Source organism: Pseudomonas sp. A-RE-19 (assembly GCF_019956555.1).
Taxonomy (GTDB): domain Bacteria; phylum Pseudomonadota; class Gammaproteobacteria; order Pseudomonadales; family Pseudomonadaceae; genus Aquipseudomonas.
The window spans coordinates 1-11,556 of record NZ_JAHBDQ010000020.1 but is presented as its reverse complement, the minus strand read 5'-3'; the positions used below and the strand labels follow the sequence as shown (position 1 = coordinate 11,556).

The 11,556-nt window shown below is 58.2% G+C and carries 10 protein-coding genes; 9 read left to right on the top strand and 1 reads right to left on the bottom strand.

Annotated features, from left to right (window positions below; genetic code table 11):
* The first annotated feature begins 1 nt into the window (after position 1).
* From tssH to KGB14_RS14145, 7 genes are all read left to right on the top strand, one after another.
* Entirely contained in the window at positions 2 to 2,545 is a 2,544-nt protein-coding gene (gene tssH, locus KGB14_RS14175; protein ID WP_223487440.1) for a type VI secretion system ATPase TssH, read from the top strand.
* A 52-nt stretch (positions 2,546 to 2,597) separates the two neighbouring features.
* Complete coding sequence (locus KGB14_RS14170; protein WP_223487439.1) at positions 2,598 to 3,485, top strand: hypothetical protein; 888 nt, start codon at positions 2,598 to 2,600, stop codon at positions 3,483 to 3,485.
* Between the two features lie 76 nt (positions 3,486 to 3,561).
* Positions 3,562 to 4,311 carry a hypothetical protein gene (locus tag KGB14_RS14165; protein WP_223487438.1) on the top strand — a complete coding sequence of 250 codons (750 nt, stop codon included), beginning with the start codon at positions 3,562 to 3,564 and terminating at the stop codon, positions 4,309 to 4,311.
* A 62-nt stretch (positions 4,312 to 4,373) separates the two neighbouring features.
* On the top strand, positions 4,374 to 5,390 hold the full coding sequence (locus KGB14_RS14160) for a hypothetical protein (RefSeq protein ID WP_223487437.1): 1,017 nt from the start codon (positions 4,374 to 4,376) through the stop codon (positions 5,388 to 5,390).
* 73 nt (positions 5,391 to 5,463) lie between these two features.
* Positions 5,464 to 6,132 carry an endonuclease/exonuclease/phosphatase family protein gene (locus tag KGB14_RS14155; RefSeq protein ID WP_223487436.1) on the top strand — a complete coding sequence of 223 codons (669 nt, stop codon included), beginning with the start codon at positions 5,464 to 5,466 and terminating at the stop codon, positions 6,130 to 6,132.
* A gap of 43 nt (positions 6,133 to 6,175) precedes the next feature.
* Positions 6,176 to 8,185, top strand: coding sequence for a type VI secretion system tip protein VgrG (tssI, locus tag KGB14_RS14150; RefSeq protein WP_223487435.1), 2,010 nt, complete (start codon positions 6,176 to 6,178; stop codon positions 8,183 to 8,185).
* Positions 8,186 to 8,197: 12 nt separating this feature from the next.
* Positions 8,198 to 8,740 carry a toxin-antitoxin system YwqK family antitoxin gene (locus KGB14_RS14145; protein ID WP_223487434.1) on the top strand — a complete coding sequence of 181 codons (543 nt, stop codon included), beginning with the start codon at positions 8,198 to 8,200 and terminating at the stop codon, positions 8,738 to 8,740.
* A 202-nt stretch (positions 8,741 to 8,942) separates the two neighbouring features.
* Here the strand turns inward: KGB14_RS14145 and KGB14_RS14140 are convergent, their stop codons facing one another.
* A complete protein-coding gene (locus KGB14_RS14140) occupies positions 8,943 to 9,338 on the bottom strand; it encodes a DUF4280 domain-containing protein (RefSeq protein WP_223487433.1) in 396 nt (131 codons plus the stop codon).
* A gap of 189 nt (positions 9,339 to 9,527) precedes the next feature.
* Here KGB14_RS14140 and KGB14_RS14135 point away from each other — a divergent pair, with 189 nt between their 5' ends.
* Positions 9,528 to 10,595 (top strand): phosphotransferase family protein, encoded by a 1,068-nt coding sequence (locus KGB14_RS14135; RefSeq protein ID WP_223487432.1) that lies wholly within the window; start codon positions 9,528 to 9,530, stop codon positions 10,593 to 10,595.
* Positions 10,596 to 10,633: 38 nt separating this feature from the next.
* Positions 10,634 to 11,401 carry an SDR family oxidoreductase gene (locus KGB14_RS14130; protein ID WP_052964181.1) on the top strand — a complete coding sequence of 256 codons (768 nt, stop codon included), beginning with the start codon at positions 10,634 to 10,636 and terminating at the stop codon, positions 11,399 to 11,401.
* The last annotated feature ends 155 nt before the right edge of the window (positions 11,402 to 11,556 follow it).

Sequence of the window (11,556 nt, the reverse complement as noted above, 5' to 3'; positions counted from 1 at the left end):
CATGGAACTGGCCAGCCTGATCGGACGCCTCAACCCGGACAACCGCCGCGCCCTCGAACGAGCCGCGCAACGCTGCCTGCAACGGGGTCACCATTACGTCGAAATCGAACACCTGCTGCTTGAGTTGCTGGACATCGAGGGCGGTGACTTCGCCTGGCTGCTGCCTCGCTTCGGTCTGGAGCGCGATGCCCTGACGGCGGAGATCAACAAGGCCCTTGAGCTGTTCAAATCCGGCAGCACCCGCACCCCGGCGCTCTCGGCGCAAACCATCGGCCTGCTCGAAGACGCAGTGGTTCAAGCCAGCGTACTCGGCCTCGAGAGCATCCGTTCCGGCTTGCTGCTGCTGGCCTTGCTCGACCGCGATGAACGCCGCAGCCTGCTGCTCAATAGCGCCTCTTCACTGTTGAAAATTCCGCGGGAAGCATTACGCAGCAACCTGCTGGAATGGACTGAAAGCTCGCGCGAACACGTCGGCGGCACGCGGCCTGTCAATGCCGGCCATCCGCAGCCGAAACAGGACTCGGTCCTCGACCAGTTCACCCAAGACCTGACCGCCGACGCCCACGCCGGGCGCATCGACCCCATCGTCGGGCGTGACGGCGAAATTCGTCAGTGCATCGACATCCTGCTCAGGCGTCGGCAGAACAACCCGATTCTGGTCGGCGCGCCGGGCGTGGGCAAGACAGCAGTAGTCGAAGGCCTGGCCCTGCGGATTGCCGCCGGCGATGTACCGCCGTCGCTGCAGGAAGTCAGCCTGCGGGTACTCGACCTCGGCCTGTTGCAGGCCGGTGCCGGGGTCAAAGGCGAGTTCGAACAGCGGCTCAAAGGCGTGATTGACGCAGTACGCAGCGCCGATAAACCAATCATTCTGTTTATCGACGAAGCCCACACCCTGATTGGCGCTGGCGGCGCGGAAGGTGGCAGCGACGCGGCCAACCTGCTCAAACCGGCGCTGGCCCGTGGTGAGTTGCGCACCCTGGCCGCGACCACGTGGCTTGAGTACAAAAAATACTTCGAGAAAGACCCGGCCCTCGCCCGGCGCTTTCAGTTAGTGCAAGTCGAGGAGCCGGACGAAACCACCGCCGTGGAAATGCTCCGTGGCGTGGCCGCGAAACTCGAACAGCACCACGGCGTTCAGGTACTCGACGCAGCGATTCACGAAGCGGTGAAACTGTCCCACCGCTACATCTCCGGACGCCAGTTGCCGGACAAGGCCATCAGCGTGCTCGACACCGCCTGCGCCCGGGTCGCCCTCGGCCAGCACGACGTGCCGCCACCGCTGGAAAGCCTGCGCCATCGCCAGCAAAGCCTCAAAGACGAAGTCGAGCGGCTGCGTCGCGAACAGGCCACGGGGCTCGATCACCGTGAACGCATCACCCTGCTGGAAACCGAATCCGTCGGTAACGTGCAGGCTATTCGCGACCTGGAAATCCGCTGGAACGAAGAACGGATTGCCGTGCGCGAACTGCTGGAAACCCGCCGCGAACTGCTCACCTTGAGTGAGCGCGCCGACAACGACAAACCGGACGAAGCCACCGATAGCCGCATCGATCATCTGGCCGCCGAACTGGTACGACTCGAGGCCGGTCTGGACGCCATTCGCCAGGATGATCCGCTGGTGCCGGAACAGGTCGACGCAAAAACCGTGGCCGCCGTGATCGCCGGCTGGACCGGCATTCCTGTGGGCAAAATGCTCGCCGACGAAGCCCATGCCGTACGTACCCTCGGCCAGCGCATGGGCCTGCGGGTCATGGGCCAAAGCACCGCGCTGAACACCATCGCCCAACGCCTGCAAGCCTACCGCGCCGGCCTCACCGACCCGCAAAAACCGGTCGGAGTATTCCTGCTGGTCGGCCCTACTGGCGTGGGGAAGACCGAAACCGCTTATGCGTTGGCCGACGCGCTGTATGGCGGCGAACGTAACCTGATCAGCATCAACCTTTCGGAGTACCAGGAAGCCCACACCGTCAGCCAACTCAAAGGCGCCCCGCCCGGCTACGTCGGCTACGGCAGTGGCGGCGTGCTCACCGAAGCGGTGCGACGCAAACCCTATTCGGTGGTGCTGCTCGACGAAATCGAAAAGGCCCACCCGGATGTGCTCGAAGCCTTTTACAACGTCTTCGACAAAGGCGTCATGGAAGATGGCACCGGGTTGGTGGTGGACTTCAAAAACACCGTGATGCTGGCCACCAGCAACGTCGGTGCTGAATTGCTGCTCGATACGCCGACCGCGCAACTGGGCACCGATGCCTTCAACGAGGCGTTGCACAAAGTGTTGCTGAAAGCGTTTCGGCCAGCGTTTCTGGCACGCATGACGGTGGTGGCGTATCGGCCGCTGGATGAGGCGACGCTGGAAGGGATTGTGTTGGCGAAGCTGGAGAAATTGCGCGGGCGGTATAAGGCCGCGACCGGGAAGCAGTTTGAATTTGACGCCGGGATTGTGCAGGCGGTGTTGGCCAAGTGCAGTGCGGCGGGTGCGAGGGATGTTGAGAATGTGTTGATGACGCAGGTGACGGGGAAGTTGGCGGAGTGGGTGTTGGAGTAAGGAATGAGAAACGCCCGGTTCATGATCATTTTCTAAACCACGGATTTTGCGTATGCCACATCTAACGCCCAAACAAATCAAAAGGCTGGGTAGTTTCACGCTTTCCAGAGATGGCATCGTCATACCCGGCGCCCATGCCATAGGTCCGGGGGCCTGTTGGAACTTCGCGCTGACGGGAACAGTGCTTGCGATGAGCGACGCGAACTCCCCTCAAATGATATGCGATGCCCTTTTCGACATCACACTGGATGAAGAAGTGCAAAAAGTGTTCGTTCCGGACGACGAAGAAGAAAATGTCGAATTCTTTCTTTATCACGGTATAAAACGGACAGCGACAGTTACGACCTTTCCTAATTGCGCAAACGAACTGAACACACTCCGGGCCAACTTTGCCGCCGCCAGCGGCGGCAACCCGGGCGCCCAAGCGACGTGTTTAGAGGCGCTCGCCAGTATCATCGCAAAGCGTAACGGTTTGCGGCCAGGTGTTGTCAGCGATCAGTACCAGTTGCACATGCGAACCCATGCATGGTTCGCCTGGGACCACTTCGCCATCAGTCTGAAACCGGCACAGCCGGGCAGACCACGCATCTTTATTCAAAAGGTCACCGGTAACGACAAGCCCCTGAAGCATGCCTGTTGGGACATTTGGGATGAACATCTGGAGGAAGTCACCCTGAATATCGGCGAGTTGCATGCCACCCAGATTGCCTTCATCAACATGGTCAACACATATGGTGATCTGTGTGTTGAATGCGGCGAGGCCCATGGGTATTTGCGCAGCAATCCATTTCATGCCTGGCACCGATGCACGACCTGCGGAGCGATTTATTGCCCAAGGCACGGCGCAGCACTGCTGGGTAAACGGGCCTGGAATGATCGCACTCGCGCCTGTGGGCAAACCGCCTGCATGGGCAGAACAACCTTGATTTCCAATGTGTAAACGACTATCGGGACTGAATGCCAAAACACGCCGCCCCGACATCGGAACAACCTGTATTCAGAAAAAGGAATAAACGATGGCCGCCGCGGATACGCTTCACGCACGGAGCATGCTCCACAACCTGTGCACTCAACCACTAGGAGTTCTGAATGCAAATGCTGTCTATGTTATTGGGTTAGCGGGCGCAGATACTCAAAGCGTCCCTCTGTATTTCGGGGCCTATCAGGGTGAAATACGTATTTCACCCACTCAACATCATGTCTCGACGTTCCTCAATACCGGCCTGCCGGTAGTCGTACCCGATGCCGTCGTCCGCTGCACTGGCCTGATCAGTCCGATGCGCGGCCATATTGCAACGACACCCACTCGCCTGAATCTGACCGCACAAGTACCGGCCGCAACGAATAAACTATGGGTAACAGAACAACAGACCGGTTGTTCCGTATTAATTTTGAAGTGGACCGGAAATCTCTACTCGATGGTGCATTTGCAGCCCAATGCAGATAATGAGTTCAACCGACTGGGTAAACTCATCAATCAATCCGACATTGGGATGGCTTTGCAAAAAAACGCCTGGCTCAGACCCGAAGTCGCTGAAGTGGCTGAACAGTCCGGTAATGGGCAAAACCCCGACGCCTATATTCTCGTGCAGTCATTACATACAGCACGAAGGGGAAATGCATGCCAGGTCATCGGCATCAATATCAATGGAACCTTTAACTTTTACCTCCAAACCAGTATTCGAAACGGTTTGACAGAGACCTATAGCACGCAGTCTTTGCAATGGACATCCTGGGTCGATTACGTGCCATTTTTCACTTATTAGAGAACTCAGGAACCTCGATACCAGAGCCCGAGTGCCACTCTAAAACAGGAAGGCGATTGATCATGACTTACCGAGAGGCAATAGATCAGGCAATCAAAGCATGGGACTCGATCCGCTGGCACATCAATAAAAGTGAACAAAGCAAGTCTGCAGCCTTCGTCCTTCGTTTACTGCTTAAAATCCAGGGCGATGACAGGCTCCTCAAGCAAGCGATCGACACATTCCTCGGCGCCTGCCTTGAAGCATTCAACTACAGTGGGGTCAGTTATGTTCAGCTCAAGCCCACCTCGGCGCTTTACGCAAACCTGAACAAATACACTAGGGAGGCTAACCCACCCATCCTCTCTCTCCCGGTGGTAACCAGCTCGTCTTCGCCACGCCTTGGGATACCAACTGTCGCTATTGCTCCTTCGCGGCCGCCTGTCGGCTTGAACGTTGCAAGCTCCTCTTCCAGCAGCCCAGCCACTTCCTCCAGCAGCTCCTCCAGCCAAGACCCATCAGCCCTGCTGGTTCAAATCAGCAGGCATCAAGCAGAATGGTCGAAAATAGCTATTACTGATCTGCCCACCGGCAAACATGGCGTCTACAAATACACCGATGACAACAAATACGCTGATATCCCAAGAGGCGTCGTATCGGGTCTATTAAAAAGAGAACCGATCATCGACAAACAAGGGCTACGCGCTCCGGAGTTCTGGGCTCTGTTCGGTGCAATAGTCATGAGGGCCCCAAAAAAATTCGGTAGATGCCTGCACTGTTCAGCCGCGGTCGTGCATAGCTTGGTGTTCGACCAGTTTTTCGACAATTATGAAATCGCTGTTATGGGGTCGACAGAATATGACCATTATTTTGTTTGCGTGGGCTCCAGCTTGGGGGTGATACAGACAGGACTGGGTATTGCGATTGATGTGTGGGATTCCAATAACCCCGCGAAACCATCGAGCACCTCGACCCACCCCCTCGCAAAAAACTTCACTTACTGGTCCGAGGCCGGGCTCGAGATCCTTTGCCCCATACCGACTGTGTCACGGGCAGCGCTTCGATTATTTGTGAAAACAAAATTTCCAGACAGGGCATGACGCCGATGGACTTCTTATAAGAACAGCCAATGCAATCCTCACACCACCGTCGTGACTTAAACAAGGGTGACACATGCGAATCGCAAGCTTCAACATCGAAAAGAATGGCGGTTCTTCTACACTCGAAAAAAAGGCGCAGGTGGACTTTTTCATCAGCAAGTGCTGTTCGAACAAGGAGTGGAACGTTGACCTTCTGTTTTTGTGCGAAGTGCATTCAGCCCAAGTCAATAACTATGCATCCAACCTGGCGGAAATTTATCCAAGCTACAGGGTTGCCGCTTTTGCGGGTGGATACTCGAACGCCTACATTGTCATGGTCAGTGAATTCGCGCAGATCGAGATTTGTAGTCAAGGCAAACTATTTGGTTTGAACAGGGATCTGATTGCCATCGCGGCGACAGGAGTGAACGGCTACACCGGATATGTTTTTCTCGCACACTTCAAATCCGGACAGAACGGTCTCACCAAAAGCCAGCTCAAATCCTGCACAGCTCTGGGTGGGCGCTGGGTCGTGACGGGAGACATGAACCTGGATTATGCCAATGTCGGTCAAGTGGAAACCGCGGGGCTCGCATACGAATGCTGGGGCGGACAACAGACCCACGCCAAGGGCGGAATACTGGATTGGGTACTCGCATCCGCAGACGTGAAAGTCACCACAATTGACATCACCGGGCTGGCCAATGAATTCGATATGAGCGGGCCGGATCATCGTCCTATTCTGTTTGACGTCTCGTCCTGAAGCAGATGCCCCGCAATCGGTTATATCCACTTGAGGCCACCCAATGCCCCGCACCACCGACAGCAATACCAGCCTTTCCCTCACCGCCGCCTCGCTGTCGGCGCTATTCCCTGAGTCGCTGTCCGGCGAAGAAACCCTCAATGCGCTGGGTTCGCAGACCTTGAACGGACTCAACGATGGCGCCTCGCTCACTCTGACCAGCGCCATCGCCACCCACCTCACTACCACGTTGCACAACGACGCCCTCACCCGCCCGATAGATGCGCTGGTCGCCGAAATCCGCCAATTGCCCGCCGATGCAACCGCCGAACGCTATCAACTCGTGCTACGGCCCTGGCTCTGGTGGCTGACCCTGGCCAGCAACAACCGTGTGTTCCAGAACCTCAGCACTTCAGACATCGTCACCACGATTTTCAAGGCCCACGCCTTCACCGACTACAAACTCTCACTCACCGGCAGCTACACCCCGCGCGAATACTGCGTGCAGTACGGCGAAACCGATTTCGCGTTCGTTTCGCGGTTACTGGAAGAAGAAGGCATTTTCTGGTTTTTCACCCACGAAGCCGGCAAGCACACGCTGGTGCTGGGTGACAGTAACGATGCGTTTGTGCCGATACCCAATGGACCCAAGGTGAGCTATCTCGGCCAGCAGTTGGGCGAACGTGAACTGCACGGCATTCGCTCCGGGCAGGTCTGCGTACAGGCGGTGGCCGGGGTGTATCGAGCGACGGATTACGAGTTCACCACCCCGACCACTTCGCTGTACGGCCAGGCTGAAGCGGTGGCCGGGCCACGGTCGATATACGAGCATCCAGGCGGTTACAACGCCAAGGCTCGGGGCGATGCGCTGACCAAGCAACGGGTCGACGGTTTGCGCAGTCAGGAGAAGCGCTTTGTCGGTGAGAGCGACTGCCGCTGGCTGGTGCCGGGGCATTGGTTCACCCTCGCCGGGCACGATGATTCGACGTTGAATATCGATTGGGTGGTGACAGCGGTGACTCACGAAGCCAGCCATGACAGTTATCGCAACCGCTTCGAAGCCATCCCCAAGGCCACGCCTTTTCGCCCGGCGAGAACCACACTGAAGCCGCGAATGCACACCCAGACCGCCATCGTCGTCGGCAAGTCCGGTGAAGAAATCTGGACTGACGAATACGGCCGCATCAAGTTGCAGTTCCCCTGGGATCGCGACGGCAAGAACGACGAGGCCAGTTCCTGTTGGGTGCGGGTGGTGTTGCCCTGGAGCGGCAAGGGTTTCGGCATGCAGTTCGTACCGCGGATCGGCCAGGAAGTCATCGTGACGTTTATCGATGGTGATCCAGACCGACCGCTGGTGACCGGCTGCGTCTACAACGGCGACAACGCCCTGCCCTATGCGCTGCCGGCGAATCAGACCCAGTCCGGGATCAAGACCCAATCGTCCAAGGGCGGCGGCGGTTTCAACGAATTGCGCTTCGAGGACAAGAAGGACGCCGAAGAGGTGTTTCTCCAGGCGCAGAAGGATTTCAAGATCAACGTGCTGAACGACACCACTGCCACTGTCGGCCACGACGAAACCCTCACGGTACAGAACGCCCGCACCCGCACGGTGAAAGAAGGCGACGAGACCGTGACCCTGGAGAAAGGCAAACGCAGCGTGACCATCCAGACGGGGAGCGACACTCTCGATGTGAAGGACAGTCGCACGGTGACCGTGGGTGCTGATCAGACCCACAGCACCGGTGGCAATTACACGCACAAGGTCACCGGTGATTACAGCCTGACGGTGGACGGCAATCTGACCATCAAAGTGACGGGCACCCTGACCCTGCAAAGCGGCGGCAGCTTCACGATCAAGAGTGGCGCCGATCTGGCGGCTCAGGCCAGCACCTCGATCAGTCAGAAGGCCGGTACGTCCCTGAGCAATCAGGCTGGCACCTCATTGGAGAACAAGGCCGGCACGACAATGACCAACGATGCCGGGATCAGCCTGACCAACAAGGGCGCCGCTTCGCAAACCGTGGATGGTGGCGGCATGTTGACCATCAAGGGTGGTCTGGTGCAGGTCAACTGACAAGGAGAACCCATGGCCGTCACGCCGCTGGATTTGCAGCAGAACGATAAACAGCTCAAAGGTCGCTTACTCGATGGCCAGCTCGACGGGGCGCTGCACATCAAGGATGACGGGCGCGCACAAGCCGATTTGCACTACAGCCAGGGCGAGCTTCAAGGCATGACGCTGCTCTACCACCCTAACGGCAAGGTCTCGGCGCAGCTGCCGTTTGTCCGTGACAAGCTGCAGGGGATCGCCAGTTTCTATGCGGCGCAAGGCTGGCTGCAGCGCAAGGCGACTTACCGCCGAGGGCTGCTGCATGGCGAGGCGTTCAATTACTTTCCCGATGGGCAATTGGCCGAAGCCGAGTTCTACCGCGATGGTGTGCGCGAGGGCCGGTATCAGCGCTTTCATCCCAATGGCAAACCCGCCGTCGAGGCCCGTTATCTCAACGGCCAATTGCTCGAACCGGAACAAGGCTTCGCCGCCGATGGGCGACCACTGGACGCCGAGGGCAAGCCGATTTCGAGGGTGCGCTGGTGGTTCAGGCGCTGGAGTGATCCTGCTGAGGCCTGAGCCTGTTGTGGTGAATGTCATGGCCATATCGCGAGCAGGCTCGCTCCCACATTTTGATCTCAGTCTTACACCAATACTGTGTTCAACCGAAATCCCCTGTGGGAGCGAGCCTGCTCGCGATGAGGCCGGCACATTCAACTTCAATGCCGCCCGACATGCCGCCTTCGCGAGCAAGCCCACTCCCACAGTTTGATCGTGTGAGTCAGGGAATCAGCATCTGCATCTGGCCCGGCATCGCGATTTTGATCACTCCGGCCCAGTTGCACATCAGGGTGCTGTTGGCGTCGATGGCCGGCATGCCGCCCAGCAGCAGGGTCGGCGCGCCGCCAGGAATCCAGGGGGTGGCGGTGGCCGGGATGCATGGCATTGGCGTCAGTACTCCAAGCGCTGCGGCGGTGGCGGCCGCGACCATCGGGTTGGCCATGCTCATGCATGTGCCGAACGGCATGACGTTCACCAGCGGAATGTGGTCCATGATGTTCGCCGCCGGCATGCCACCGGTCATTATGCGGTTCACCGGCAGCACGTTGAGTACTGCCGGCGCCGCGCCGAAACTGCATTGCAGGGTCGCGGTGGCGCAAACTTGCGGACAGCCCATGTCGAATCTCCTTCCTCGAAGCGGTACTCCCCTGAACCATAGTCCGCCGAGCCTGTTCGCGCACATCAGGAACGCTGATTATCCGGCAACACGCTAACCTATAAGACCGTGCCGCGCTTGTGACCACCCCGGCGCACCATTAGATTAGCCAATGATGTCTGGCCTCCAAAATAAGCAGAAGGGATAAGCATGGCGCTTACTGACCAGTCCACCCGTATCCGCTCCGGCGAAGAGCTCGATGCCAGCCTGATCGATCCGTACCTCAAGGCGCACATTCCGGGCCTGAGCGGCTTGCCTGTGATCAGCCAGTTTCCGGGCGGTGCGTCGAACCTGACTTACCTGCTGGAATACCCCGAACAGGAATTCGTCCTGCGCCGGCCACCGTTCGGTCACAAGGCCAAGTCCGCCCACGACATGGGCCGCGAATTCCGCATTCTCAATCAGCTGCGGGACGGTTTCCCCTATTGCCCCAAAGCCTATGTGCACTGCACTGACGAATCGGTGATCGGCGCCGAGTTCTATGTGATGGAACGGGTCAAGGGCATCATCCTGCGCGCCGAACTGCCGCCGGAGCTGGGCCTTGATTCAGCGAAGACCGAAGCCTTGTGCAAGAGCTTCATCGACAAGTTCGTAGAACTGCATCAGGTCGACTACAAGGCCTATGGCCTGGGTGACCTGGGCAAACCCGAAGGTTATGTCGCCCGGCAAATCAAAGGCTGGAGCGAGCGCTACGAAAAAGCCCTGACCCCGGATGCACCGAAGTGGGAGGCGGTGAAGGACTGGCTCAACGACAAGATGCCGGCCGATCACCCGACGTCAAGCATCGTCCACAACGATTACCGCTTCGACAACGTGATCCTCGACCCGAGCAACCCGATGCAGATCATCGGCGTGCTGGACTGGGAACTGACCACCCTCGGCGACCCGCTGATGGACCTGGGCAACACCCTCGCCTACTGGATCGAAGCCGACGACCCGGCGCCGGTGCAATTGATGCGCCGCCAGCCAAGCCACGCGCCCGGCATGCTGACTCGCCGTGAGTTCGTCGATTACTACGCCGAGCGCGCCGGCATCCAGATCGACAACTTCGACTTCTACTACACCTACGGCCTGTTCCGCCTGGCCGGCATCGTGCAGCAGATCTACTACCGCTTCTTCCATGGTCAGACCCAGGACAAACGCTTCGCGCAGTTCATTCACATGAACAAACTGCTGGAGCAGATGAGCCTGCAAGTCATCTCGAAATCCAGCCTCTGATCACGGCCGCTGATCGGGCCCAAAAACAAGGAAAAATCATGTCCAAGACTCAGTTGTTCGACCTCGACGGCAAGATCGCTTTCGTCTCCGGCGCCAGCCGCGGCATCGGTGAAGCCATCGCCAAACTGCTCGCGCAGCAAGGCGCCCACGTGATCGTCTCGAGCCGCAAACTCGACGGTTGCCAGCACGTCGCCGACGCGATCATCGCCGCCGGCGGCAAGGCCACCGCCATTGCCTGCCACATCGGTGAAATGGAGCAGATCACCCAAGTCTTCGCCGCCATCCGCGAACAATTCGGGCGCCTGGACATTCTGGTCAACAACGCCGCGACCAACCCGCAGTTCTGCAACGTACTGGACACCGACCTCAGCGCCTTCCAGAAAACCGTCGACGTGAACATTCGCGGCTACTTCTTCATGTCGGTGGAAGCCGGCAAGTTGATGCGCGAACACGGTGGCGGCAGCATCATCAACGTCGCCTCGATCAACGGCATCTCGCCGGGGATTTTCCAGGGCATCTACTCGGTGACCAAGGCAGCCGTGATCAACATGACCAAAGTCTTCGCCAAGGAATGCGCGCAGTTTGGCATCCGTTGCAACGCCCTGCTGCCGGGTCTGACCGATACCAAATTCGCTTCGGCGCTGGTGAAGAACGACGCCATTTTGCAAACGGCGCTGCAACAGATTCCGCTCAAGCGTGTGGCGGACCCGAGTGAAATGGCTGGTGCAGTGTTGTACTTGGCAAGTGATGCGTCGAGCTACACGACCGGGGTTTCGTTGAATGTGGATGGCGGGTTCTTGTCCTGATCCGGTTCTGCGAATAAACCGAAGGCAGCCCAAAGGCTGCCTTTTTTGTTTCCCGTGTGCGCACATAATTCCCTCTGTAGGAGCTGCCGAAGGCTGCGATCTTTTGATCTTGATTCAGCTTTTAGAAACAAGATCAAAAGATCGCAGCCTTCGGC